Origin of the sequence: Streptomyces sp. ISL-94, from assembly GCF_018614075.1 — a bacterium.
Lineage (GTDB): Bacteria > Actinomycetota > Actinomycetes > Streptomycetales > Streptomycetaceae > Streptomyces.
The window spans coordinates 48,005-72,858 of the sequence record NZ_JAGGOZ010000017.1 but is presented as its reverse complement, the minus strand read 5'-3'; the positions used below and the strand labels follow the sequence as shown (position 1 = coordinate 72,858).

19 protein-coding genes are annotated in these 24,854 nt (G+C 72.3%); 9 read left to right on the top strand and 10 right to left on the bottom strand.

The annotated features are described in order from the left end of the window. Positions 1 to 64 precede the first annotated feature (64 nt). Both cydD and J7E94_RS06660 read left to right on the top strand, forming a co-directional pair. The gene (gene cydD / locus J7E94_RS06665; protein ID WP_215013171.1) at positions 65 to 3,625 is read left to right on the top strand and encodes a thiol reductant ABC exporter subunit CydD; all 3,561 of its coding nucleotides are present in this window, start codon (positions 65 to 67) and stop codon (positions 3,623 to 3,625) included. 24 nt (positions 3,626 to 3,649) lie between these two features. Next, entirely contained in the window at positions 3,650 to 5,386 is a 1,737-nt protein-coding gene (locus J7E94_RS06660; RefSeq protein WP_215013169.1) for a GAF domain-containing sensor histidine kinase, read from the top strand. Positions 5,387 to 5,435: 49 nt separating this feature from the next. On the opposite strand, the gene J7E94_RS06655 is transcribed toward J7E94_RS06660, so the two are convergent. Further along, positions 5,436 to 6,323 (bottom strand): Cof-type HAD-IIB family hydrolase, encoded by an 888-nt coding sequence (locus J7E94_RS06655; protein WP_215013167.1) that lies wholly within the window; start codon positions 6,321 to 6,323, stop codon positions 5,436 to 5,438. 80 nt (positions 6,324 to 6,403) lie between these two features. Here J7E94_RS06655 and J7E94_RS06650 point away from each other — a divergent pair, with 80 nt between their 5' ends. Beyond that, complete coding sequence (locus tag J7E94_RS06650) at positions 6,404 to 7,309, top strand: LLM class flavin-dependent oxidoreductase (RefSeq protein ID WP_215013165.1); 906 nt, start codon at positions 6,404 to 6,406, stop codon at positions 7,307 to 7,309. Positions 7,310 to 7,366: 57 nt separating this feature from the next. Here the strand turns inward: J7E94_RS06650 and J7E94_RS06645 are convergent, their stop codons facing one another. From J7E94_RS06645 to J7E94_RS06635, 3 genes are all read right to left on the bottom strand, one after another. After that, positions 7,367 to 10,390 carry a tetratricopeptide repeat protein gene (locus J7E94_RS06645; protein WP_215013164.1) on the bottom strand — a complete coding sequence of 1,008 codons (3,024 nt, stop codon included), beginning with the start codon at positions 10,388 to 10,390 and terminating at the stop codon, positions 7,367 to 7,369. After that, positions 10,387 to 12,216, bottom strand: a complete 1,830-nt coding sequence (locus tag J7E94_RS06640) for an HSP90 family protein (protein ID WP_215013163.1) — start codon at positions 12,214 to 12,216, stop codon at positions 10,387 to 10,389. Before J7E94_RS06640 ends, J7E94_RS06645 begins: the two co-directional genes overlap by 4 nt. Before the next feature lie 231 nt (positions 12,217 to 12,447). After that, positions 12,448 to 12,987: an RNA 2'-phosphotransferase gene (locus J7E94_RS06635; protein WP_215013162.1), complete on the bottom strand. Its 540-nt coding sequence runs from the start codon at positions 12,985 to 12,987 to the stop codon at positions 12,448 to 12,450. Positions 12,988 to 13,120: 133 nt separating this feature from the next. Here J7E94_RS06635 and J7E94_RS06630 point away from each other — a divergent pair, with 133 nt between their 5' ends. Next, the gene (locus J7E94_RS06630) at positions 13,121 to 13,954 is read left to right on the top strand and encodes an aquaporin (RefSeq protein WP_215013161.1); all 834 of its coding nucleotides are present in this window, start codon (positions 13,121 to 13,123) and stop codon (positions 13,952 to 13,954) included. Positions 13,955 to 14,044: 90 nt separating this feature from the next. Here the strand turns inward: J7E94_RS06630 and J7E94_RS06625 are convergent, their stop codons facing one another. From J7E94_RS06625 to J7E94_RS06610, 4 genes are read right to left on the bottom strand one after another with little or no spacing between them, the layout of a single operon-like run. Continuing rightward, positions 14,045 to 14,959 carry a MerR family transcriptional regulator gene (locus J7E94_RS06625; RefSeq protein ID WP_215013160.1) on the bottom strand — a complete coding sequence of 305 codons (915 nt, stop codon included), beginning with the start codon at positions 14,957 to 14,959 and terminating at the stop codon, positions 14,045 to 14,047. A gap of 10 nt (positions 14,960 to 14,969) precedes the next feature. Next, entirely contained in the window at positions 14,970 to 15,911 is a 942-nt protein-coding gene (locus J7E94_RS06620; protein ID WP_374224398.1) for a metal-dependent hydrolase, read from the bottom strand. Beyond that, a complete protein-coding gene (locus J7E94_RS06615) occupies positions 15,908 to 17,698 on the bottom strand; it encodes an SDR family oxidoreductase (protein ID WP_215013159.1) in 1,791 nt (596 codons plus the stop codon). The genes J7E94_RS06620 and J7E94_RS06615 overlap by 4 nt, the downstream gene beginning before the upstream one ends. After that, a complete protein-coding gene (locus J7E94_RS06610; RefSeq protein ID WP_215013157.1) occupies positions 17,695 to 18,552 on the bottom strand; it encodes a M24 family metallopeptidase in 858 nt (285 codons plus the stop codon). Before J7E94_RS06610 ends, J7E94_RS06615 begins: the two co-directional genes overlap by 4 nt. A 284-nt stretch (positions 18,553 to 18,836) precedes the next feature. Between J7E94_RS06610 and J7E94_RS06605 the strand changes: the two genes are divergently transcribed. The 5 genes from J7E94_RS06605 (at position 18,837) to J7E94_RS06585 (ending at position 23,154) form a co-directional block, all read left to right on the top strand. After that, the gene (locus J7E94_RS06605) at positions 18,837 to 19,826 is read left to right on the top strand and encodes an ABC transporter ATP-binding protein (protein ID WP_215013156.1); all 990 of its coding nucleotides are present in this window, start codon (positions 18,837 to 18,839) and stop codon (positions 19,824 to 19,826) included. Next, entirely contained in the window at positions 19,816 to 20,703 is an 888-nt protein-coding gene (locus tag J7E94_RS06600; RefSeq protein WP_215013155.1) for an ABC transporter permease subunit, read from the top strand. The genes J7E94_RS06605 and J7E94_RS06600 overlap by 11 nt, the downstream gene beginning before the upstream one ends. A gap of 49 nt (positions 20,704 to 20,752) precedes the next feature. Next, positions 20,753 to 21,664 carry an ABC transporter ATP-binding protein gene (locus tag J7E94_RS06595; RefSeq protein WP_215013154.1) on the top strand — a complete coding sequence of 304 codons (912 nt, stop codon included), beginning with the start codon at positions 20,753 to 20,755 and terminating at the stop codon, positions 21,662 to 21,664. 14 nt (positions 21,665 to 21,678) lie between these two features. Next, complete coding sequence (locus J7E94_RS06590) at positions 21,679 to 22,398, top strand: ABC transporter permease (RefSeq protein ID WP_215013153.1); 720 nt, start codon at positions 21,679 to 21,681, stop codon at positions 22,396 to 22,398. Between the two features lie 93 nt (positions 22,399 to 22,491). After that, complete coding sequence (locus tag J7E94_RS06585) at positions 22,492 to 23,154, top strand: rhomboid-like protein (RefSeq protein ID WP_215013152.1); 663 nt, start codon at positions 22,492 to 22,494, stop codon at positions 23,152 to 23,154. Here the strand turns inward: J7E94_RS06585 and J7E94_RS06580 are convergent. Beyond that, positions 23,151 to 23,795 (bottom strand): response regulator transcription factor, encoded by a 645-nt coding sequence (locus tag J7E94_RS06580; RefSeq protein WP_215013150.1) that lies wholly within the window; start codon positions 23,793 to 23,795, stop codon positions 23,151 to 23,153. The two genes, J7E94_RS06585 and J7E94_RS06580, sit on opposite strands and share 4 nt — an antisense overlap. Before the next feature lie 10 nt (positions 23,796 to 23,805). After that, a complete protein-coding gene (locus J7E94_RS06575) occupies positions 23,806 to 24,795 on the bottom strand; it encodes a sensor histidine kinase (protein WP_215013149.1) in 990 nt (329 codons plus the stop codon). Between the last annotated feature and the right edge of the window lie 59 nt (positions 24,796 to 24,854).

The following is a 24,854-nucleotide window of genomic DNA, read 5'->3' as shown; positions in this document are numbered from 1 at the left end:
GACCGCGACGCCTGACCGCGACGCCAGACCGTTCGGCTGGACCCTGCCCTGGGGGATGTTTCACGTGAAACCGATCGACCCGCGCCTGCTTCGGTACGCCCGCTCCACCCGCCTCTTCCTGGGGGCGGTGGTGGCCCTCGGGCTTGCCGGGGCGGGGCTGGTCGTCGGTCAGGCGATGCTGATCGCCGAGATCGTGGTCGGCGCCTTCGAGGAGGGGCTGGGCGGCGCGGAGCTCCGGACGCCACTGCTGCTGCTCGTGGCAGTGGCGCTGGGGCGCGGCCTGCTCGCCTGGCTGACGGAGCTTGCCGCGCACCGGGCCGGCGCAGCGGTCAAGTCGGAACTGCGCGGCCGGCTGCTGGAGCGGGCCGCGGACCTCGGGCCGGGCCGGCTGGGCGGCCAGAGGACCGGTTCGCTGGTGGCGCTGGCCACCCGGGGCGTGGACGCGCTCGACGACTACTTCTCCCGCTACCTGCCCCAGCTGGGGCTCGCGGTGGTCGTACCGGTGGCGGTGCTCGCCCGGATCGTCACCGAGGACTGGGTCTCGGCGGCCATCATCGTGGTCACCCTGCCGCTGATCCCCCTGTTCATGATCCTGATCGGCATGGCCACCCAGTCCCGGATGGAACGCCAGTGGCGGCTGCTGTCCCGGCTGTCGGGGCATTTCCTGGACGTGGTGGCCGGACTTCCGACGCTGAAGGTCTTCGGGCGCGCCAAGGCGCAGGCCGAGTCCATCCGGAAGATCACCGATGACTACCGGCGCGCGACGATGCGGACCCTGCGCATCGCCTTCCTCTCCTCCTTCGCGCTGGAACTGCTGGCGACCCTGTCGGTGGCGCTGGTGGCGGTGACCATCGGCATGCGGCTGGTCCACGGGGACCTGGACCTCTACACGGGGCTGGTCATCCTGATCCTGGCGCCCGAGGCCTACCTGCCACTGCGGCAGGTGGGCGCTCAGTACCACGCGGCCGCCGAGGGGCTGGCGGCCGCCGAGGAGATCTTCGCCGTACTGGAAACCCCCGTCGGGGATGCGGCCGCCGGGGCCGGGCTGCCCGCGGGCGCTCCGCTGCGGATCGAGATCGACGGGGTCGCCGTACGGTACGAAGGCCGGGGCGGGGACTCGCCCGCGCCCGTCTCGCTGACGGTCGAGCCGGGGGAGTGCGTGGCCCTCACCGGCCCCAGCGGGGCGGGGAAGTCCACCATCCTCCAAGTGCTGCTGGGGTTCGTGACACCGACCGGGGGCCGGGTACGGGTCGCGGGTGTGGACCTGGCCGAGCTGTCACCGGCGCAGTGGCGGGAGCGGATCGCGTGGGTGCCGCAGCGGCCGCACCTGTTCGCCGGGACCATCGCCGAGAACGTACGGCTGGCCCGCGCGGCGGCCTCCGAGGCAGAAGTGGCCGCGGCGCTGCGGGACGCGGGAGCCTGGGACTTCGTGTCCGCCCTGCCGCGCGGGGTGCAGACCCCGCTGGGCGAGGGCGGCGCCGGGCTGTCCGCCGGCCAGCGGCAGCGGCTGGCGCTGGCGCGGGCCTTCCTGGCCGACCGGCCCGTCCTGCTGCTGGACGAGCCGACGGCAGCGCTGGACGGCGAAACCGAGGCGGCCGTGGTCGAGGCCGTACGACGCCTGGCGGTGGGCCGCACCGTGCTGCTGGTCGTGCACCGCCCGGCGCTCCTGGCGATCACCGACCGGGTGGTGGAGGTGCTCCCTGCGGAGCAGCCCCCCGAGACTTCGGGACTGCGGCCCCGAGACGTCCACCGGAGCCCCGCCCCAGACGGTGACGGCGTGGCGGGCGCGGAGCCTGCCCTGGAAGGGGAGCCGGGAGCGGCGCAGCCCGCCGCCTCGTGGAGGGGTGGCTCGGGGGAACCCCCCCTGGCCCGGGTACGGGCCGCGTCAAAGGCCTGGCAAGGGCGGTTCAGGCTAGGGCTGCTCCTCGGGGCCCTCGCCGTCGGGTGCGGCGTCGGGCTGATGGCCGTGTCCGGCTGGCTGATCTCGCGCGCCTCCGAACAGCCGCCCGTGCTCTATCTGATGGTGGCGGTCACCGCCACCCGCGCCTTCGGCATGGGGCGGGCCGTCTTCCGCTACGCCGAGCGGCTCGTCTCCCACGACGCCGTCCTGCGGATGCTCGCCTACCTGCGGGTCTCCGTGTACCGGCGGCTGGAGCGCATCGCCCCCGCCGGGCTGCGCGAGCACCGGCGCGGGGATCTGCTGGCCCGGCTGGTCGCCGACGCCGACGCGCTCCAGGACTACTGGCTGCGCTGGCTGCTGCCGGTCGGCACCGCGGTGCTGGTCGCCACCGGCTCGGTCGCCTTCACCACCTGGCTGCTCCCCGAGGCCGGAGCCGCGCTCGCCGTCGGGCTGCTCGCCGCAGGCGTGGGGGTGCCGCTGGTCAGCGGGGCGTGCGCGCGGCGTGCCGAGCGCCGGCTCGCCCCCGCGCGGGGCGAGCTCGCGACACGGGTGGCCGATCTCCTCACCGGTACCGCGGAGCTCACCGTCGTCGGCGCCCTGGAGGACCGCAAGCGCCTCACGCGGGAGAGCGACACCGTGCTGACGGGCATCGCCGCCCGGGGCGCGGCCGCCAACGGCCTGGGCAGCGGACTGTCCGCCCTGGTGTGCGGGCTGACCGTCGTGGCGGCCGCTGCCGCCGCAGCGAACGCGGTCCACGACGGACGGCTGCCCGGGGTGGCCATGGCGGTTGCCGTGCTGACCCCTCTCGCCGCCTTCGAGGCGGTCAACGGCCTTCCGCTGGCCGTCCAGTGCCGCCAGCGGGTGCGCCGCAGCGCCGAGCGGGTCTACGAGGTCATCGACGCGCCGGTTCCGGTCGTCGAGCCGGAGCGGCCCGGCGCGGCCCCCGCCTCGCCCTTCCCGCTGCGACTGACGGGGCTCACCGCCCGGCATCCCGGTCAGGAGCGCGACGCGCTGCGCGGCCTGGACCTCACTCTGGAAGCCGGCCGTCGCATCGCGGTCGTCGGCCCCTCGGGCTCCGGCAAGACCACGCTGGCCCAGGTCCTGCTCCGTTTCCTGGACCCGCGCGAAGGCGCGTACACCCTGGGCGGGACCGACGCCCGCACGCTCGACGGCGACCACGTGCGCGCGCTCGTGGGCCTGTGCGCCCAAGACGCGCATCTCTTCGACAGTTCCGTACGGGAGAACCTGCGGCTGGCCCGGACCGGGGCGAGCGAGGAGGAGCTGCGGGAGGCGCTGGCCGCGGCCCGGCTGCTGGAGTGGGCCGAAGGCCTTCCGGACGGGCTGGACACGCTGGTCGGCGAGCACGGCGAGCGGATCTCGGGCGGTCAGCGACAGCGCCTGGCCCTGGCCCGCGCCCTGCTGGCCGACTTCCCCGTCCTGGTCCTGGACGAACCGGCCGAGCACCTGGACCTGGCCACGGCGGACGCCTTGACGGGGGACCTGCTGGCCGCGACCGAAGGCCGTACCACCGTGCTGATCACACACCGGCTGGCCGGGCTGGAGGCGGTCGACGAGGTGGTGGTGCTGGACCGAGGAGAGGTCGTACAGCGCGGTCCGTACGCGGAGCTGGCGACCGTCGAAGGGCCTCTGCGCCGACTGCTGGAGCGGGAAAGGGAAGCGGACGGGCTCGGCCGGCTTTCCGCAAGCCGCAACTTTCCCTGCTAAACGGGACTAACTAGTCTCAAGGGCATGTCAGTGCAGGAGTCGCAGGAACCGCCGGATCCGTCATCGGGAGCACCGGACCCACTGGAGGCGGCCACCCAGGCCACCCGGAGCCTCCAAGGCCTGTCCACCGAGCTCACGGCCCGGGTACCGCAGCTGCTGGAAGCCATGAGGTCGGTCGGGACCGGCCTTGAGCTGCACTCCACACTGGACCGCATCTGCGAGACCGCGGCCGAGCTCGCGGACGCCCGTTACGCGGCGATCGGCGTCGTCGACACAGAGGGCCGCGGACTCTCGGACTTCGTCACCTACGGGATCAGCGCCGAGCTGGCCCGCAAGATCGGGCACCGCCCGGACGGCAAGCGCGGCCTGCTCGGAGCACTGATCTCGCACCTCGGCACCGTGCAGCTCGCCGATCTGACCAAGGATCCTCGCTCGGCCGGATTCCCGCCGCACCACCCGCCCATGAAGACCTTCCTCGGTGTCCCCATCCGGGTGCAGGGGGAGATCTTCGGCAATCTGTACCTCGCCGAGAAGCACGGCGGCGGAGAGTTCAACGACTACGACCTCCACATGGTCCGGGTGCTGGCCACCGAGGCGGGCATCGCCATCGGCAACGCCCGCCTGTACGAGGCGGCCACCCAGCGCGAGCGCTGGATCGACGGCTCGGTGGCCGTCACCACCGCCCTGCTGTCCGGCGGGGACGCGGACGACGCCTTGGCGGTGGTGGCCGAACAGGCCCGCCACCTGGCCGACTCCGCCGCCGGGATCGTGATGCTCCCGGCCGAGGAGGGCGGGATGGAGATCGTCGCCGTCTCCGCCGAGAACGCGGCGACCTCACTCGGCCTGGTGATCCCCGCCGAGAGCCCGGTCGTGGACAGGCTGCTCCAGGGCGAGCCGGTCTTCGTGGACGACGCCGCCACCGACCCCCGCATGATCAGCAAGCTCACCAGCCAGTACGGGCCCTGCATGATGCTGCCGCTGCACAGCGGCGGACGGGTCCTGGGCGCCCTGGTCACTCCCCGGGGCCGCGGCGAGCGCCCGTTCAGCGAGGCCGAGCGGACCCTGGCCACGCAGTTCGCCTCCCAGGCGGCGCTCGCCCTGATGATGGCCGAGGCACAGCGCGACCGGGAGCGGCTCGCCGTGTTCGAGGACCGCGACCGGATCGCCCGAGACCTGCACGACCTGGTCATCCAACGGCTGTTCGCCACCGGGATGATGCTGGAGGGTGCGCAGCGCAGGTCCATCGTCCCCGAGGTCCGCGACGGGGTCGGCAAGGCCGTGGACGAGCTGGACGTGACGATTCAGGAGATCCGCACCGCGATCTTCGCCCTCCAGCAGGGTCCGGCGGAGGCGCCGTCGGGGCTGCGTACCCGGGTGCTGCGGGAGATCAACATGGCCGCCGTGCCGTTGGGCTTCAAGCCCGCGCACCGCTTCGTCGGCCCGATCGACGCGGTCGTCGGCGAACTGGTGGGCAAGAACCTGATCGCCGCGCTGCGCGAGGCCCTGTCCAACGCGTTCCGGCACGCCGACGCGTCCCGGATCGAGGTGGTCCTGGACTCCACCGTCGCGCTGGCGGACGGGCGCCCCGGGGTCCGGCTGGAGGTCGCCGACGACGGGGTGGGCATCGCCGAGGGTGGACGGCGCAGCGGGCTGCGGAACCTTCGCCGGCGAGCCGAGGCCCTGGGCGGCTCCAGCTCCTACGGCCCGGGCCTCGGCAAGGACGGCGGCGGGACCACCGTGGTGTGGGAGGCCCCGCTCTAGGGCCTCGCGCCGGTGGACCGGCGGTCGCTCTCCGCCGTTCCCCGGAGGGCTATACCTGCCGGCCGGCGATGCGGTCGGCCACGATGCGCTCGATGACGACGGCGACCCCGTCCTCGTTGTTGGCGGTCGTACGGCCCGACGCGGCCGCGACCACATCCGGGTGGGCGTTGCCCATCGCGTAGGAGGTGCCCGCCCAGCTGAGCATCTCCACATCGTTCGGCATGTCCCCGAAAGCGACGACCTCGGCGGGGGAGATGCCCCGCTCGGCGCAGCACAGCGCCAGGGTGCTCGCCTTGGACACACCATGCCCGCTGATCTCCAGCAGGGCGGTCGGGCTGGAGCGGGTGATCGAGGCGTGTGCACCGGCAGCGGACCGCGCCAGGGCCAGGAACTCGTCCGGGGCCAGCTCGGCGTGGTGCGCGAGCAGCTTGAGTACGGGCGCGGCGCTCTCGTCCGTGTCGTCCGACAACAGCTTCTCGGCCGTGGCGACGTTGGCGCCCGGGTCCTGGAAGAACGGCGGGTACGTCGGCTCGTAGTTGATGCCAGTGGTCAGCTCGACCGCGAAGGACGTACCGGGTGCCGCGGTCCTCAAGGTGTGGACGACGGTCAGGGCGGCCGTTCGCGGAAGGGCCCTGACCTGGACGAATTCCCGTCCGGCGTGCAGGTCGACGACCGCCGCGCCATTCGCGCAGATCGCCAGGCCGTGGCCGTGGACGTGGTCGCTGACCACGTCCATCCAGCGGGCCGGACGGCCGGTGACGAAGAAGACCTCGATCCCGGCCTCCTCGGCGGCGGCGAGCGCGGCGACAGTGCGCAGTGAGACGGACTTGTCGTCGCGCAGAAGGGTGCCGTCGAGGTCGGTGGCGATGAGCCGGGGCGCGGGGGTTGGCCCGTCCGGGCACTGGGAAGCCGAGGTCACGGCTCCATCTTCGCCCATCGCCACCCGGTGGCCGGACCACGGGCCGGTGGCGATGTTTCACGTGAAACATCGCCACCGGCCCCCGTAGGCTCGGGGCCATGAGTCTGCGTCTGAGCACGGTGATACTTCCGGTACGTCGATGGCACGAAGGCGGCCGCGACCAGTGGCTGCGGGCCGAGCTGCTCGGCTTCCACACGGCCTACACCTACGACCACCTGTCCTGGCGGACCTTCCGCGACGGGCCCTGGTTCGGTGCGCTGCCCACCCTGACCGCGGCGGCCGCGGCCACCGAGCGGCTGCGCCTGGGGACGCTCGTGACCTCGCCGAACTTCCGTCACCCGGTGACGCTCGCCAAGGAGCTCATCACCCTCGACGACATCTCGGACGGGCGCTTCACCCTCGGCATCGGCGCGGGCGGCAACGGCTTCGACGCGACCGCACTGGGCCAGGAGCCCTGGACGCCTCGTGAGCGGGCGGACCGCTTCGCCGAGTTCGTGCCGCTGCTGGACGAGCTGCTGACCGAGGGGGCGGTGAGCCGCCGTGGCGCCTTCTACTCCGCCGAGGAGGCGCGCAACATCCCCGGCTGTGTCCAGCGTCCCCGGTTGCCGTTCGCGGTCGCCGCGAACGGGCCGCGCGGCCTGAGGCTCGCCGCGCAGCACGGCCAGGCCTGGGTGACCACGGGTGACCCGAAGCTGTTCGAGGAGGGCACGCCCGAGCAGTCGCTCGACGCCATGCGCGGGCAGCTGGGCCGGCTGGAGGCGGCCTGCGCGGAGATCGGTCGGGACTCCGGGCCGATGGAGAAGATCCTGCTGACCGGCTTCACCCCCGAGCGCAGCACCCTGCTGGAATCAGTGGACGCGTTCGTCGACTTCGCGGGCCGCCACCGTGAGCTCGGCTTCACCGAGCTGGTGATCCATGCGCCGATCCCGGACTCCGACTTCGCCGCGGACGAGTCGGTCTTCGAGAAGATCGCCACCGAGGCCCTGGCCCAGCTGGACGACTGATCCCGTCGGCCGCCGCCACTGCCAGGAGGAAGTGGCGACGGCCCGGCGGCAGCGGGTTCAGGCCGTCAGCTGCCTGATCAGCCGCTCGGCGGACGACAGCAGCCACTCGGGCACGGCGTCCTCCGGCAGTTCCCGGACCCCGTCGAGCAGTGCGGAGATCCGTTCGGCGCCCGCCTCCGCGCGGCCCCGCTCGTGTTCCGTCCAGGCGGCGTTGTTCAGGCACTGGAAGCGGTCCTGGAGATGGCCCGGGCCGAGTTCCGCATAGGTCGCGGCAGCCCGGTCCCACAGCGCGATCTCCTCCAGCCGCAGCGCCTCGATCTCTGCCTCGCCCAGCCGCTCCGCCGCCGGGGCCGAGCCGTCCTCGCCGGCGCTCTCGGTGTCTTCGTCGTCCTCGTCGCCCTCTTCGTCGTGCTCCTGCTGCGTGCTGACGTGCCGGTCGAGCACCTGGGCCAGCTGATGCCAGGTCTGGGCGAGTTCCGAGCGGAGCCCGACGGAGCCCGGCTCCGCCGCCAGGGCGGCCTCCAGGACCTGGGCGGCCTCGGCCATCAGGGCCCGGGCCCGGTTCACCGCGGCGTCATCGACCCCCTCGCGCAGCCCCAGCCAGGCCAGGGAGCGCAGGACGCGCACCTCGGCGACCGGCGCCTCCCCCGTCAGGCGGTGCAGCTCCAGAGCCCTCTCGTAGGCGGCGACCGCCTCCACGGCCAGCCCGGCGTCGGACAGGGCGTCGGCCGCCGACTGCGCGAAGCTCGCCTGCGGCCGCGGATCCTCCCAGCCCTTGGCCGTCTCCGCCGCCAGCAGGTACTGCTCGGCCGCCCGGCGGGGCTCGTTCAGCCGGCGTAGCAGATCGCCCAGGAACTCCCGTACCGACACCGCCTGCTGTTCGCCGTGCTCCAGCAGGTCGGGCAGCGCCGACTGCAGCACCTCGGCCGCCTCGGCGGCACGGTCGTCCTGAACATGGGCGCGGGCCAGCACCAGCCGGGCCTGCGCCCCTCCGTCCGCCGTAAGACCGGCCAGGTCGAACCAGTGGGCTCCCTCCAGCGCGTGCCCGGCTGCCTCCGCGGCCGCGTCACCCCGCCGCAGCAGGATGTCCGCGAGGGTCAGACGTACGACGCCCTGCGCCTCGGAGTCGGTCACCTCGGCGGCGTGCTCCAGTGCGGAACGCGCGGCCTGCTCCGCCTCCTCGGGCCGGTCCAGGGACATGAGCACCCCCGCCCGCAGCACCAGCGGATCCACCGCCTGCCAGGGCCGCCCCGCCGCTACCGCCCGTACGGCGGACCCGGCCAGCAGTGCCACGGCCCGCTCCTGATCCCCCTGCGACAGGGCCACCCGGCCCAGCGTCTCCTCGGCCTCCGCCGCCAGATCCGGCACCGTGTCCGCGTAGGCGGCGACAAAGGCGGCCAACTCGGCGGCCAGCCCACCGTGACCGTGGTCCCCGGCGTGATCGTGCCCACCCTCGTGATGGGGGTGGGAGGCAGCCTCGACCGAGCGCAGGTACGACTCCACCCGGATCGCCGACAGTTCCGCGAGCGCGATCCGCCGGATCCGCAGCGGTTCGGCGGCGTCGAGTCCCTCGGCGGCCCGTACGGCCACGCCCAGCAGCCGCCGTACCTCGGCCGGCGAAGCGCCGGACTGCGCGGCCAGCGTCGCCAGCCGCAGTTCCGCGAGCGCCGCGCGCTGAGCCTGTCTGAGCTCCCGGTAGCCGTCCCGTGCCGCCGTCAGCAGTGCGGAGGCCTCCTCGGCCCCGCGGCGCGCGGCGGCCAGGGCCCGGTGGTCCGCCAGATCGGCCGCGACCAGCGGATCGGGCTCCGGCTGGGCGTCCACCCGTACCGCCACCTCGGCCCACAGCGCGTCGGCGCCCGGATGCCCCTGGTCGCGCGCCTGCCGGGCCCGCTCCACCAACTCGGCGAACCCGGTCGGCCCGGCCGGCTCCACCACCGGCGCCGCGACGGCGGGCGCCGCCCCGGCGAGCGCCGTGCTGCGCACCCCCAGCGGCAGGCGGCCGGTCAGCGGCTCGCGCCCGATCCGCGCCAGCAACCGCTCCGAGACCCGGGTGGTTCCATTGCGCGCGTCGAACTGGCGGGCGATGTCGAGCGCGCCCGCGTACAGCACCTCGTACAGCTCGGAGACGGTGCGCGGCGCGCCCTCGTAGGGGACGGCCGGGCTCCCACCGTGCCCCAGCTCCGTCAACCGGCGCAGCAGGACGAGGATGCCGCCGTGGAAGGCCAGCTGGTCGTCGACGTTGGCGAGCGGGGCCACGTGGGCGGCGTGCTCGGCCAGGATCTCCAGGCCCCGTGATTCGTTGCCGGTGAGCGCGCAGAACTCGATGTGCTTGCCGATCGACGGCAGCAGGCTCTCGTTGCCGCGGGCCATGCGGTAGCCGCGCAGGTGGTGCGAACGGGCCTCGTCGGCCCGGCCGAGCCGCAGCAGCGGCAGCAGGGAGGTCGCCAGCACCCGGTGCGGCTCCTCGGCGCAGGTCCTCTCGCCAACCAGCACCGACGTCCAGATCTCCAGGGCACGGGCGTCGTCCCCGCGCAGCACGGCGTACTGGCCCTGACCGTTGAGCTCGCAGGCGTGGCAGTCGCTCATGTCGTCGCGCTCGGCCGCCAGCCAGCGCTTGAAGGCACGATCGGCCCGCTCGTCGTCGCCCATCGCGTCGGCGAGCCACAGCTCGGCCTCGCGTACGGGGCGTTCGCTGTAGCCCGCGAGCCGGTAGCGGCGCTCCATCTCGGCCAGCCAGCCGGTGGCCGACTCCAGCGGGATGCCGGGGGAGTCGGAAAGGGCCGTGGTCACCCACTTGAACTGCCAGAACAACGAATGGGCGTCCCATTCGGAGAAGGCGCCTGGGTCCTTGTCGTACTCCTGGAGCAGCCGGGCGAAGGGCACGAGCAGCTTCGACGACTCCGAGCTGAAGAGGTAGGCGCCCACCAGGTTGTCCAGTGCCGCGCGGAACAGGGCCCGGTCGCCGCTGGCCTCGGCGGCGCCGACAAGGGCCTCGGCGTGCGCGTTGCGCGCGGCGCCGTTCGGAGCCTCGCGGTTCTCCGCCAGCCCGAGCTCGATCTCCTGGCGCGTCAGCATCGTCACTTCCGGTCCTCCTGGGCCTCGGTGGGGTGGGTCGCCCATTCCAGGAGCCCGAGGAAGGCCCGGTTGAGCAGTGTGGAGTCGGCGGGGCGCAGCGGCCGCTGGGACATCAGCAGGGCCTGCGCGTACAGCGATTCGACGGCGGTGCCGGTCAGCGCCTCGTCGGGGAGCCCCGCGATCCGTCGGATCAGCGGGTTGTTGTGGTTGAGGACCAGGCGGGCGCGCGGCGCCGAGCCGCGCAGCGCGCCGAGGATGCCGCTCCACAGGGAGTCGGCGCTCTCCAGCGCGGCGGTCCGGTCCCGCTCCTGCCGGGCCTGGCGGTCGTCGAGGTAGAGCGCGGGGACGGCGACGGGCTGGAAGGCGCGCAGCACCACATCGCAGCCCTGGGGTTCCAGGCGGGTGCGTGCGGTGGCGAGGAAGGGGGCGAGTTCCAGTTCCGCGGCGGTGGGCACCGGGTCGAGCCGCTCGGTGACGGCTCCGGCGTCGAGCTTGGTGACCTTCAGATCGGGCCGTACGGAGGGCAGCAGGGCCAGCAGGTCCGCGTCGTAGGTGTAACTGGCGTTGATGACGCCGAGACCGTGGGCGGCTGCGATCGGCGCGATCTGCCGGAACTCCTCGACCGTGCGCGTGAAGTGGACGTCCGTGTGGGCGGCCGTGAACTCCTCCAGGCTCATCGGGCCGTCGCTGGTCTCGAACGGCAGCCAGGGCAGCATCAGTCCGAGCAGCTCGGAGTCGTGCCGGGCCATGGACTTCACTCCGAGGTGGTGGACGCGCAGGAAGGCGGCCAGCCGCTCCGGCTCGCTCGCCGCCAGCTCGGCGAGCCAGCTCCGGACGCGGGCGCCGAGGGCCTCCCGTACGGCGGACAGGGTTTCGTCGTCGTACAGGTTCTCGCGGGAGGCGGTGGGCCGCAGCGTGTCCGTGTCGAGGAGGGCACGGACGAAGAACGCCCAGTCCGGCAGCAGGTTGTCGGCGCGGTCGGTCAGCAGCATGCCCTTGAGGTGGACGCGGTGTCCGGCTCGGTGGGCGGGGCTGGTCAGTTCGGGGAGGACGTACGCGACTCCGCGCACCCCGGCGACCGGCAGGTCGAGGTCGATGCTGTCGAGCGGGGTGAAGCCGAAGGTCTGGGAGCAGTGCCCGGCGAGGGCGACGCGGCGGGCGGTGGGCGTGGGGAAGGGCCGGTCCCATACGGCGGGCCGGTCGGTGACGGGGCGCGGCTCGCCGCCGCCGTCGTCGAAGGTGATGTCGTAGGGCAGCAGGGAGCCGTAGTCGCGGGCCAGTTCCTCGACCTTGGCCGGGACGGCCCATTCGGCCGCGCCGGGGCGGGCTTCGAGGACGACGGTGGTGCCGGGCTCCGGGCGTGCCTCGTGGGGCAGTTCGCGGACAGTGTACGAACCGTCGTCCGTGGCCAGCCATTCGACGGGCGCGGCCTGCGGGTCGCGGGCGGAGCGGGTGACGACGCGGATCTGGCGGGCCACGACGAAGCACGCGAGCAGGCCGATGCCGAACTGGCCGAGGAACTCCCGGCGGGTGGCCTCCAGGCTGTGCTCGTCGCCGCGCTTGGAGCTGCGGCCGATGGTGGCGAGGAGGGAGTGGGCCTCGGCGGCGGTCAGGCCGATGCCGCTGTCCTCGATGGTCACCCGGCCGTCGGCTGCGGACAGCCGGATGCGGATCTCCGCAGCCGGATCGAGGCTCTGACGGGCGGTGACGGCGTCCACCGCGTTCTGGAGGAGCTCGCGGACGTAGACGCGCGGGCTGGAGTAGAGGTGGTGGGAGAGCAGGTCGACCAGGCCGCGCAGATCTACCTGAAAGCTGTGGGGTGTGGACGTCATGGGGCGTCACCTCGCGTGCATACGGGGATGGTTCGGCGATCGCGAGGTGCCCCCCTCACAGATCCCGGAGTGGGGAACAGATTAGGGGGATGGTCCGACAATCCCTGAGTGAATTCCCGCGCCCGGCCGCGGACGGGACGTGCCGGGCGCCTGCCGGGCGGGCGCCGGGCGCGTGCAGGGTAAGCACTGGTGATGTGGCGGGAAAGCACCGGAGAAGTGCAGGCGAAGCGGCTACTGGAAGCGAAGGAACTCCGGCGGAACGGCATCCGCCAGCCACACCCCGTTGGCGCTGATCCGGAACACGTGTCCAGCGGCGCGCATCGCCCCGGCGTCCACGGCGAGGACGACCGGCCGGCCGCGCCGCGCGCCGACCCGGGTCGCGGTCTCCCGGTCGGGGGACAGGTGCACGTGGTGGCGGGCCATCGGGCGCAGGCCCTCGGCGCGGATCGCGTCCAGGGCGGTGGCGATGGTGCCGTGGTAGAGGTACGCGGGCGGTTCGGCCTCGGGGAGATCGAGGTCTACTGCGACGGTGTGGCCCTGGCTCGCCCGGATGCGGGTGCCCTCGACCGCGAAGCGCTGCTTGTCGTTGGCGGCGACGACATGGTCGAGCTCGGCGCGGCTGAAGGGGAAGCCGTGGGCGGCGGCCGCGCGCAGAAGATCACCGATCTCCACCCAGCCGTGGGGGTCGAGCACCAGTCCGATCCGTTCCGGCTGATGCCGGAGGTGTTTCGAGACGTATTTGGACACCTTCACCGTGCGTCTGTCGTCCATGGTCCCAGCGTGCCCGGTCAGGTGGCCTTCCGGCAGGCATTTTCCGAGCGCCGGCCGGCGTGGACACCCTCTATCGCCATTCCAAGATACGGAATACATTTTCCGCTGCCACTTCTCTTCAGGGGGAGAAACCATGACAGCCCATACCTCTCTGCCACGCCGTGCGGCTGCTCTGCCACGCCGTGCGGCTGCCGAACTGATCGGGACCGCCGGCCTCCTCGTGGTCGTGATCGGCTCCGGAATCCAGGCCTCCGAGCTGAGCCGCGACACCGGCGTCGCGCTGATCGCCAACTCGCTGGCCTCGGCCATCGGCCTCGGACTGATCATCACCCTGTTCGGGCCGCTGTCCGGCGCCCACCTCAACCCGGTGGTCACCCTGACCGCCTGGTGGTCCCGGCGCACCGGCGGCGAGGGGCTCGCCGGCCGGGAGGCGCTGGTCTACGCGACCGCCCAGACGGCCGGAGCCATCGGCGGCGCCGTCCTGGCCGAGGCCATGTTCGGCCGGGTCCCGGGCACCTTCGCCACCCAGGTCCGGGACGGCGGCCACCTGCTCATCGGCGAGGTCGTCGCCACCGCCGGCCTCGTCCTCGTCATCCAGGGCCTGGGGCGGACCGGGCGACCGCGGCTGATCCCGGCCGCGGTCGCCGCCTACATCGCCGCCGCGATCTGGTTCACCTCGTCAGGCTCCTTCGCCAACCCGGCCGGCACGATCGGGCGCAGCTTCAGCGACTCCTTCACCGGTATCGCCCCGCAGTCGCTTCCCGGCTTCGTCGGCGCCCAGCTGCTCGGCGGGATCCTCGGCCTGGCCCTCGCCGGCCTGCTGTACGGGACCGCCCGGTCCCCGGAGAAGGCTTCGGCGGATGCGTACCCGGAGGCCGTGCCGGAAGCCATACCAGTGCCCGCCCCGGAGCCCGTGTCGGAGGCTCTGCCCGTCCCCGACAAGGCGGCCTACGAGACCATCGGTTGAGACGGCGCCCTCGTTGCCCACAGGCAAACGGGACTTGTCCACAGCCGTTTGGGCGGGTTTTGACGACAAACGTGGGATCCGCCCTGTGGACTACCGCTCGCCCCGGCGGGCCAGATCGTTCATCGTCCGAGCCTGCAGCTCCCGCTCCGTCGCGGCCCGGATGAACTCCGCCACGTGATCGGCACCGACGAGGTCCTGCACCGCCCGTACCGTCCCGGCCGGCAGCGCCACCGGGGACGGCCCCGACGGCTGCGGCGCCCCGGCCGCCCCCAGGTGCCGCTGCAGGTGCCGGGTCGCGAACAGCCGCATCGCCCGCGCCAGCTCCGCGTCCACGGTCTGCTGGGCCAGCGGCCGCAGCCTCCGCACCATCGTCGCCGCCTCCGCCGCGTCCGCGTCGGTCGGCGGCACGTGCCCGAGGTAGCGCGCGAAGACGTGCTCGGTGGTGAACTCCAGGAACCGCGAGGCGATGTGCTCCACCTGCCCGCGCAGTTCCCGCAGATGACCCGTGATCGCCGACAGCGGCACGCCCGCCGCGTACAGCTCGGCGGCCACGGCCAGCTCCTGCGGCGAGGGCACGAGGAACTGGTCCGGACGGCCCGGGATCCGTTCCAGCACCCCGAGCTCGCACGCCTCGTCCACCGCTTCGTCGTCGGGCCGGCCGCCGAAGCGGTCGTTCAGCTCCTCCCGGCTGATCCGGGCCGCCTCCTCGTCGGTCCACGGCCCGTGCACCTCGGCGACCAGCCCCAGAACACCGCCCAGCCCGCGCCCCGCGTCCCAGGCCTCCAGCAGCTCCTTGATGGAGGCCAGTGTGTAGCCGCGGTCCAGCAGGTCCGCGATCTGGCGCAGCCGCGCCAGGTGCGTGTCCCGGTAGACGTTGGAGCGGCCGCGCCGCTCCGGCTTCGGCAGCAGACCGCGGTCCTGGTACGCACGGATCGTGCGCACCGTAGCCCCGCTGTGGTGCGCCAGATCCTCGATCCGGTACTCGGCTACCGCCTGATCGGACAATCCCGGCTCCCTACGACATCGCGGCTCGGCCGACCGCGGCCGCCGCGGCCCGGGCGGCAGGTGAAGCCGCAAGGTACTCGACCGCCCTGCGCAGCGAGCCCTCCTGCGAGGGATGGTACGACCGCCGGAAGTAGCGGGGTATGGCCGTGCCGAGCTCTCTCCACGTGGGCAGCAGGCCCTTGGCCACCGCCCGGTTGTGAGCGCGGAGCGTATAGCGCGGCCGGCCGCCCAGTTCCGGGTCGTTGCGTATGAGGTACGAGGCCCCCCACACCCACAGCCAGGCCAGTACGGGCGCGACCACCACCATCCCCTCGATGCGCCGCGCGTACCGGGGCAGGCCCGCTCCCCCGCAGTGCTGGTACATGTCGAAGGCGACGGAGCGGTGCTCCACCTCCTCCGCGCCGTGCCAGCGCAGCAGGTCCAGCATGATCTCGTCCGCTCCGGCCCGGTCGAGCCCCTCGGCGCGCAGCACCCAGTCTCCGAGGACCGCCGTGAACTGCTCGATGGCGGCGACCAGCGCGAGCCGGAAGCGCAGCCATTCCCGGGCCGGGACGGGCGCCCCGAAGGGCGGGGTCTCCCCGAGCAGCTTCTCGAAGAGGAAGTCCACGTGCTGCGTGTACGCCTCCGTCGGCAGCCGCTGCTCGGCCAGGTGGTCCAGTACGTAGGAGTGCTGCACGCTGTGCGTGGCCTCCTGGCCCATGAACCCCTTGACGTCCTTGCGCAGCTCGGGGTCGGTGACCAGCGGCAGGCCCTCCTTGAAGACCTTGACGAACCACCGCTCCCCGGCGGGCAGCAGCAGGTGCAGCACGTTGATGACGTGGGTGGCGGTGGGCTCGCCGGGTATCCAGTGCAGCGGGGTGGTCTTCCAGTCGAAGGCCACCCGGCGCGGGCTGATCACGTACGAGGTCCCGGTCCCGGTGTCGCTGTCGGCCCCGGTCCCGGTCCCGTTCACAGCCTGGGCTCCAGCTTCGCGAGGCGCCGCAGGGTGCGCGGCGCGAAGCGGGACATCCACAGGGCGCCCTTGGACTCCGGTGTCACCGGCACCACGGCCTCGTTGCGCACCACGGCCCGCAGGATCGCGTCGGCGACCTTCTCCGGCGGGAAGTTGCGCAGCCCGTACAGCCGCGAGGAGCGCTCCTGGCGGCGCTTCTCCTCGGCCTCGTCCACCCCGGCGAAGCGCGAGGTGGTGGTGATGTTGGTGTTCACGATGCCGGGGCAGATCGCGGAGACGCCGATCGACTTCGAGGCCAGTTCCGCGCGCAGGCACTCCGACAGCATCAGCACCGCGGCCTTCGAGGTGCTGTAGGCGGGCAGGGTCTTGGAGGGAAGGTAGGCGGCGGCGGAGGCGGTGTTGACGATGTGCCCGCCCTGGCCGCGCTCCGCCATCTGCTTCCCGAAGATCCGGCAGCCGTGGATGACACCCCACAGGTTGACGTCGAGGACCTTCTTCCAGTCCTCGGCGGTGGTGTCGAGGAAGGCCCCGGACAGGCCGATCCCGGCGTTGTTGACCAGGACGTCCACGATCCCGTACTCGGCGGCGACCTTCGCGGCGAGCTTCTCCATCGCCTGCTCGTCGCTGACGTCCACGCACTCGCCCCAGGCCTCGGGCGCGCCGACCAAGCGGGCCATGTCGGCCGTGCGCGCCGCGCCCTCCGCGTCCCGGTCCACGGCCACCACCCGGGCCCCGGCCTCGGCGAACGCGAAGGCGGTGGCCCGGCCGATGCCGCTGGCCGCGCCGGTGACCAGCACCAGCTGACCGCCGAAGCGGTCGGCGTACCGGCCCGGAGCCTTCTGCTCCGGTGCCCAGGTGGCCGGTTCCTCCCGGGCGGTGACGAACTCGCCGATCCAGGCGGCCAGCTGGTCGGGCCGGGTCCGCGGCACCCAGTGCTTGGCGGGCAGCGTGCGGCGTACCAGATCGGGGGCCCACAGCTCCAGCTCGTCGTAGAGCCGCTCGGACAGGAAGGCGTCTTCGGTCGGGGTGATCAGCTGCACGGGTACGTGGGCGTAGGCGTCGGCGCGCGGCCGGCGCAGGCGGGGCCGCACGTTGTCGCGGTAGAGCCAGGCGCCGTGCGCCGCGTCCGACGGCAGGGAGGCCGTCGGGTAGGAGCCGGCCGGAACCTTCTCGACGCGTTGGAGGATCGCGGGCCACCGCTTGCCGAGCGGCCCGCGCCATGCGAGCTCCGGCAGCACGGGTGTGTGCAGCAGGTAGACGTACCAGGACTTGGCGCCCTGGCTCAGCAGCTGCGCGGCCCGGCGCGGGGTGGGCCGCGCCATCCGCTTCTTGATCCAGTGCCCGAAGTGGTCCAGGGAGGGCCCCGACATCGAGGTGAAGGAGGCGATCCGTCCCTCGGTGCGGGCGACGGTGGCGAACTCCCAGCCCTGTACGGAGCCCCAGTCGTGCCCGACCAGGTGCACCGGCCGGTCCGGGCTGACCGCGTCCGCCACGGCCAGGAAGTCGTCGGTCAGCTTCTCGAGCGTGAAGCCGCCGCGCAGCGGCCGCGGAGCGGTCGAGCGCCCGTGGCCGCGTACGTCGTAGAGCACCACGTGGAAGCGCTCCGCCAGCCGCTCGGCGACCTCGGACCAGACCTCCTTGCTGTCCGGATAGCCGTGCACCAACAGCACGGTCGGCCGGTCCGCCTCGCCGAGTTCGACGACGCACAGCTCGACCCCGCCGGTGCTCACCCAGCGCTCGCGCGCGCCTGCCGGTACCGCCGTGCCCGCCCCGCCCATGCCGCTCATGCCGCCTTCTCCTCAGCCCAGCGCCGCACGTGCGGCAGATCGTCGTCCAGCCAGAATGCGCTCTCCAAGGGGTCCCGGGAGTCGGTGACGACCAGGATCTCCTCGAACTTGGCTCCGGTGCCGCGGAAGCCCAGGTGCGGCTCCACCGCCCACAGGCCGGGCTGCGGCGGATGGTCGGAGAAGTGGTAGGGGCTCCACAACGGGGACCAGCCCTCGCGGTGCCCGTGCAGGGCGTCGGAGGCCAGTCCCTTCAAGGACTGGGTGCCGAATCCGAACACGGTCGGCGACCAGCGCCGCTCCTTGACGCGGTCGATCTTGTGCGCGATCACGCCGAAGGGGTAGGCGCGGTGCCGGTTGGCGTACCCCTGCCGGTTCATCAGCCGCTCGACGTTCTCGTAGATCTCGCGCAGCGAGCGCCGCTCGCGCACCTGGTCCAGGATCAGCGCGCGGTGGGCCTGCAGATCGGACATGAGCCGGTCCTGCACCGGATTGAGGCCGAGGCTGCCCGAATATCCGATGTCGGCCGCATACCCCTTGTAGACCGGTGCCATGTCGAGGATGAACGGCATCCCCGGCTCCAGCTTCCGGTTGGTCGGGAAGAACTGGAGCGGGATCTTGAAATTCACGAAGGCGGTGCGGTCCCCGAACCAGGCGAAGGGTAGGTGGAACCAGTCGCGGACTCCGCGCTCGCGCAGCCATTCGCGCTGCATGCGCGCCGCCTCACGCTCGGTCACCCCGGGCCGCAGCTGCGCGGCGACCGTCTCGGCGCATTCGTAGGAGAGCCGCTGTACTTCCCTGAACCCGCGCAGGTCGGCCGTGAGTTGCGCGGTGCGTTGCTTGGTGTCCCCAGCCATGCCAGCCGTCCGTCCGTTGTAGCCGTACGCGCCCGTAACTTGACACTGATGAATGTGACAATGACTGGAGATCACGTCAAGGGCCGTGCACAGACCTGTGGACAAACTTGTCCGGTCCGCATAGGACGGCCCTGCATCAGGACGGCCCGTGTCAGCCCGCCCGCGTCAGCCCGGATCGCTCCTTCACATCAGCCTTACGTCAGGGTCCGTAGTCCTGAAGGCGGAGACGGGATCCCGCTCCAAGTCTGACGATCGGCCCGGCCTGCGCCACTAACGTCGGGCCTGTGACTGTCATCGCGACCGAAAGCCTGAGCAAGCGGTACCCCCGAGTGACCGCGCTCGACCGGCTCTCCCTGGACATCGGGCCTGGTGTGACCGGCCTCGTGGGTGCCAACGGAGCCGGCAAGTCCACGCTGATCAAGATCCTGCTGGGACTGTCCCCCGCCACCGAGGGCAGTGCCGCCGTGCTCGGTCTCGACGTCGCCACGCATGGCAGCGCCATCCGTGAACGCGTCGGGTACATGCCCGAGCACGACTGCCTGCCGCCCGACGTCTCGGCCACCGAGTTCGTCGTCCACATGGCCCGCATGTCCGGCCTCCCGCCGACGGCGGCCCGTGAGCGCACGGCCGACACCCTGCGCCACGTGGGGCTGTACGAGGAGCGCTACCGCCCCATCGGCGGCTACTCCACGGGCATGAAGCAGCGCGTCAAGCTCGCCCAGGCCCTCGTCCACGACCCTCAGCTGGTCCTCCTCGACGAGCCGACCAACGGTCTGGACCCGGTCGGCCGCGACGAGATGCTCGGCCTGATCCGCCGTATCCACACGGACTTCGGCATCTCCGTCCTGGTCACCTCCCACCTCCTCGGCGAGCTGGAGCGGACCTGCGACCACGTCGTGGTCGTCGACGGCGGCAAGCTGCTGCGCTCCAGCTCCACCAGCGACTTCACCCAGATCACCACGACCCTCGCGGTCGAGGTCACCGACTCCGACGCCCACCCGGACGGCACCGCCGCCCTGCGCAAGGCGCTCACCGAAGCGGGCATCACCCTCCACATCGCCGAGGAGCAGGGCCTGCCCGGTGCCGGACACATCCTCCTCGTCGAGGCCACGGGCGAGGACACGTACGACACCGTCCGCGACACCGTCGCCGACCTGGGCATCGGCCTGGTCCGCATGGAACAGCGCCGCCACCACATCGCGGAGGTCTTCCGTGACAACGACCAGCCCTCGCGGCCCATCCAGCAGAAGGGAGCCGGTTCCGATGGCGCCTGACACCTCGACCCAGATCCACAACATCGGCTACCGGTCCTACGACGGCCCCCGGCTCGGCCGCGCCTACGCCCGCAAGTCGCTGTTCTCGCAGTCCCTGCGCGGCGCCTACGGACTCGGCCGCTCCGCCAAGTCCAAGGTCCTGCCGATGATCCTCTTCGCGGTGATGTGCGTTCCCGCACTGATCCTCGTCGCGGTGGCCATCGCCGTCCCCGGCTCCACCGAACTGCCGATCAAGTACACGACGTACGCCCTGACCACCCAGGTGGTCATCGGCCTCTACCTCGCCTCCCAAGCGCCCCAGTCGGTCTCCCGCGACCTGCGCTTCAAGACCGTGCCGCTCTACTTCTCGCGGCCCATCGAGCGGGTCGACTACGTCGTCGCCAAGTACGCCGCCATGGCCTCGGCGCTGTTCATCCTCACCGCCACCCCGCTGCTGATCATGTGGATCGGCTCGCTGCTGGCGAAGTTCGACTTCGGCGACCAGACCAAGGGATTCGGGCAGGGACTCGTGTCGGTGCTGCTGCTGTCGCTTCTCTTCGCGGGGCTGGGCCTGGTCATGGCGGCGCTCACCCCGCGCCGCGGGTTCGGTGTCGCTGCGATCATCGCCGTGCTGCTCATCCCGTACGGTGCGGTCACCGCCGTCCAGGGCATCTCCTACAACACCGGGAACGCCGGAGCCATCGACTGGCTGGGCCTGTTCTCCCCGATCACCCTGATCGACGGCTTCCAGACGGCGTTCCTCGGCGCGACCTCCGCCTTCCCCGGCGGCGAGGGTCCCTCGGCCGGCACCGGCCTCGTCTACCTGCTCGTCATCCTCGGCCTCATCGCCGGCTCCTACGCCGCCCTGATGGCCCGCTACCGGAAGGCGGGGCTGTGACCGCCCACCCGTCGCCCGCCACCACCCCTCTAAGGAATGGGCTGCGCCCATGAGCATTCTGGACATCGACCACACCTCCCGCTGGTTCGGGAACGTCGTCGCCGTCAACGACGTGACCATGCGCATCGGCCCCGGCGTCACCGGACTCCTCGGCCCCAACGGCGCGGGCAAGTCCACGCTCATCAACATGATGGGCGGCTTCCTGGCACCGTCCACGGGCACCGTCACCCTCGACGGCGCGCCGATCTGGCGCAACGAGGAGGTCTACAAGCAGATCGGCGTCGTGCCCGAGCGCGAGGCGATGTACGACTTCCTCACCGGCCGGGAGTTCGTCGTGGCCAATGCCGAGCTGCACGGGCTCGACGACGCGGCGGCCCAGCGGGCGCTCGCCACCGTCGAGATGGAGTACGCCCAGGACCGCAAGATCTCCACGTACTCCAAGGGCATGCGCCAACGCGTGAAGATGGCCTCCGCGCTGGTCCACGACCCGTCCGTCCTGCTCCTCGACGAGCCCTTCAACGGCATGGACCCGCGCCAGCGCATGCAGCTGATGGACCTGCTGCGGCGCATGGGCGACGAGGGCCGCACCGTCCTGTTCTCCTCGCACATCCTGGAGGAGGTCGAGCAGCTCGCCTCCCACATCGAGGTGGTCGTCGCCGGCCGGCACGCCGCCTCCGGCGACTTCCGCAAGATCCGCCGCCTGATGACGGACCGCCCGCACCGCTACCTCATCCGCTCCTCCGACGACCGGGCCCTCGCCGCGGCCCTGATCGCCGACCCGTCCACGGCCGGTATCGAGGTCGACCTCAACGAAGGCGCCCTGCGCGTCCAGGCCGTGGACTTCGGGCGCTTCACCGAGCTGCTGCCGCAGGTCGCCCGCGCGCACGGCATCCGGCTGCTGACGGTCTCGCCCTCCGACGAGTCCCTCGAGTCGGTCTTCTCCTACCTCGTCGCAGCCTGAAGGAGCTGGCACCCATGTACAACCCCACCGTTGCCCGGCTCACCTACCGGGCCCTGCTCGGCCGCCGCCGGGCGCTGATCCTCTTCCTGCTGCCCGCCCTGCTGATCGTCATCTCGATCGCCGTCCGCGCGCTCACGGGGGTCGACGACAAGGTCGCCGCCGACCTGCTCGGCGGCTTCGCCCTCGCCACGATGGTCCCGCTGATCGGCGTCATCGCCGGCACCGGCGCCATCGGCCCCGAGATCGACGACGGATCGATCGTCTACCTGCTCTCCAAGCCGGTGAAGCGGCCGACGATCATCATGACCAAGCTGATCGTCGCGATCGCCGTCACCATGGCCTTCTCCGCCATTCCCACCCTGATCGCCGGCTTCATCCTCAACGGCAACGGCCAGCAGATCGCCGTCGCCTACACGGTCGCCGCCCTCGTCGCCTCGATCGCCTACAGCGCTCTGTTCCTGCTGCTGGGCACCGTGAGCCGGCACGCGGTCGTCTTCGGCCTGGTCTACGCCCTGATCTGGGAATCGCTCTTCGGCAGCCTGGTCTCCGGCGCCAAGACCCTCAGCGTCCAGCAGTGGGCCCTCTCCCTCGCCGAGAAGGTCGCGGGCGAGGGATACGTCGATGCCACGGTCGGCCTGCCCACCGCTGTGGTCCTGCTCTCCGTGGTCACCGTCGGCGCCACCGTCTACGCCGGCCAGAAGCTGCGCCGCCTCACCCTGGCCGGTGAGGAGTAGGCCCACTCCCGCCCCGACGCACCCTGCGCGAAGCTGTGCCCCGCCCGGCCCACCGGCCAGGCGGGGCACACCTTCGCGGGGCATCATCGGTGCATGGTCGAGCACCCCGAGCCGGAGCCGTCCAGGCCCCTGCGGTCCTGGATACGCTCCTCGCCCGGAACACACATCTGGCTGCTGATCATCGCCGTCACGAGCGTCATCGTCGTGATCGCGCCCGACCAGGTCGAGGGCGTCCTGCTCCACCGCAACAGCAGCAATATCCACCAGCTCGTCAAGTACCCCGTCCGGGCCCTCCTCAGCAGCGCCTTCTGGATCGAGAGCCCAGCCTCGCTCGCCCTGTACGCCGTGCTCTTCGAGCTCTTCCACGCCCCCGTCGAACGCTGGCTCGGCACCCTGCGCTGGCTCGTGATCGTCGCGACCGCCCACATCGTGGCCACCCTGGTCAGCCAGAAGGTCCTGCTGACGGCCATCCAGGACCACCGCGCGCCGCGCAGCATGACCCACGTCGTCGACATCGGCGTCAGCTACGGGCTCGCGGCCGCCGTGGGCGTCCTCACCTACCGGCTCCCCAGCCCCTGGAGATGGTTCTACCTGGCCGGGGCGGTCGCCTTCTTCGGTCTCCCCCTCGCCACCGGCGGAAACTTCACCGACCTTGGCCACGCCATTTCGCTGGCGGTCGGCCTGCTTGCCTGGCCGCTCACCCGCCACGTTGTTTCACGTGAAACACGGTCCCTGTTTCACGTGAAACCTCGTTAGCGGTGCTCCGCCCTCGCCACGCCGTGCTCCCACGCCCACGCGGCGATCCCCACCCGGTTCCGCACTACGAGCTTCGCCTGGACGTTCGCGATGTGGGTCTTCGCCGTCCCCGCGGTGATGAACAGCTCCGCGCCGATCTCGGCGTTGGTCAGCCCCCGTGCCACCAGCCGTACGATTTCCAGCTCCCGCTCCGTCAGCGGATGCGCTGCGGACCGCGACACCGGACCCGCCTGCGTCAGCCGGCTCAGCAGCCGCACCGTGATCTGTGGACTGATCAGTGTGTCCCCGGCCATCGCCGCCCGCACACCCTCGATCAGCAGCGCCGGACCCGACCGCTTCAGCAGGAAGCCGCAGGCGCCGTTGCGCAGCGCGGTGTGCACGTATTCGTCGAGATCGAAGGTGGTCACCACCACCACCCGGGTCTGCGGCGCCAGCAGCCGGGTCACCTCCAGCCCGTCCAGCCGCGGCATCCGGATGTCCGCCAGCACCACGTCCGGCCGCAGTTCGCGGGCGAGCTCCACCGCGCTCTCCCCGTCCCCCGCCTCCCCCACCACGGTCATGTCCGGCTGTGAATCCAGGATCAGCCGGAAACCGCTGCGGATGTCCTCTTGGTCGTCGGCTATCAGGATGCGTGTGGTCACGCCGTCATGATCACCCCTTGGGACCGGCCACCGCCGGGAACACCGCCGAAACCAGCCACCCACCGTCCTCGCCTACTCCGGCTCGCAGCGTGCCGCCCGCCGCCTCCACCCGCCCACGCAGACCCGCCAACCCCGTCCCGCCCCGACGCCGCCGCCCCAGCAGCCCGCTCGCGCCCCGGGCCGGCGCGGAGTTGGTCACGCTCAGCTCTATCCCGGCCGGGGCTCGTCGCAGACCGACGCGTACCACCGACGCTCCCAGCGCGTGCCGGCGTACGTTCGTCAGGGCCTCGACGGCCACCCGGTATGCGGTGGTGTCCGCCTCCCGCGACAGCTCCCGTACCGCTGCCGGATCGACCTTCAGAACCGCACCCTCGAAGCGCTCCACCAGCCTCGGCAGCTCGGAGGTCCCCGGGACCGAGGCGGACTGCGCTCCGGCCGCCTCCCGAAGGGCGTGCACGGTCCGGTCCATGCAGGCGAGAGCGGCGAGCCCCGCCGCCTCGATCCGCTCCAGCGCGCGGACCGCCTGCTCGGGGTCGCTGCCCGCCACGAACCGGGCCGCTTGGGCCTGCACCACGATGGCGCTCACGTCGTGGGCCACGAAGTCATGCAGATCCCGCGCCAGTTCCAGCTGCTGGTCGCGCCGTGCGTCCCGTACGGCCTGCCGCGTCAGGCCCACCTGTCGGCGCAGATGGCCGCCCAGAGCCACCGCACCGAAGGCCGGCAACGCCCAGAAGGCCGCTGCCCCGCCGACCTCCAGCCACGATCCGTCCGCCCACACCAACGGGACCGTCCACAGCGCCACGGCCGCCACGCCCAGGGCGCCCGCGACGGCCCCCGAACGCACCGGGGACCAGCGGGGCACCAGAGCCAGCAGCGGCAGCAGGAGACACGCCCAGAGCAGCACCCACGGCGCGGGCGCCCCCAGGAACGACGCGACGATGCCGGCGACGGCAGCCGAAGCCAGCAACGGGGCACAGACGGCACGCAGGTTCCCGGTCATGGGCCGACCCTACGAGCGCACGCCCAGGCCGGCCATCTGCCGTTCGGCAGAGACAGCCG

Excerpts from the sequence above, each read along its gene's own strand:
- J7E94_RS06660 (WP_215013169.1), top strand. The coding sequence starts at position 3,650 with ATGTCAGTGCAGGAGTCGCAGGAACCGCCGGATCCGTCATCGGGAGCA.
- J7E94_RS06655 (WP_215013167.1), bottom strand. The coding sequence starts at position 6,323 with ATGGGCGAAGATGGAGCCGTGACCTCGGCTTCCCAGTGCCCGGACGGG.
- J7E94_RS06650 (WP_215013165.1), top strand. The coding sequence starts at position 6,404 with ATGAGTCTGCGTCTGAGCACGGTGATACTTCCGGTACGTCGATGGCAC.
- J7E94_RS06640 (WP_215013163.1), bottom strand. The coding sequence starts at position 12,216 with ATGACGTCCACACCCCACAGCTTTCAGGTAGATCTGCGCGGCCTGGTC.
- J7E94_RS06635 (WP_215013162.1), bottom strand. The coding sequence starts at position 12,987 with ATGGACGACAGACGCACGGTGAAGGTGTCCAAATACGTCTCGAAACAC.
- J7E94_RS06630 (WP_215013161.1), top strand. The coding sequence starts at position 13,121 with ATGACAGCCCATACCTCTCTGCCACGCCGTGCGGCTGCTCTGCCACGC.
- J7E94_RS06615 (WP_215013159.1), bottom strand. The coding sequence starts at position 17,698 with ATGAGCGGCATGGGCGGGGCGGGCACGGCGGTACCGGCAGGCGCGCGC.
- J7E94_RS06610 (WP_215013157.1), bottom strand. The coding sequence starts at position 18,552 with ATGGCTGGGGACACCAAGCAACGCACCGCGCAACTCACGGCCGACCTG.
- J7E94_RS06600 (WP_215013155.1), top strand. The coding sequence starts at position 19,816 with ATGGCGCCTGACACCTCGACCCAGATCCACAACATCGGCTACCGGTCC.
- J7E94_RS06595 (WP_215013154.1), top strand. The coding sequence starts at position 20,753 with ATGAGCATTCTGGACATCGACCACACCTCCCGCTGGTTCGGGAACGTC.
- J7E94_RS06590 (WP_215013153.1), top strand. The coding sequence starts at position 21,679 with ATGTACAACCCCACCGTTGCCCGGCTCACCTACCGGGCCCTGCTCGGC.
- J7E94_RS06585 (WP_215013152.1), top strand. The coding sequence starts at position 22,492 with ATGGTCGAGCACCCCGAGCCGGAGCCGTCCAGGCCCCTGCGGTCCTGG.
- J7E94_RS06575 (WP_215013149.1), bottom strand. The coding sequence starts at position 24,795 with ATGACCGGGAACCTGCGTGCCGTCTGTGCCCCGTTGCTGGCTTCGGCT.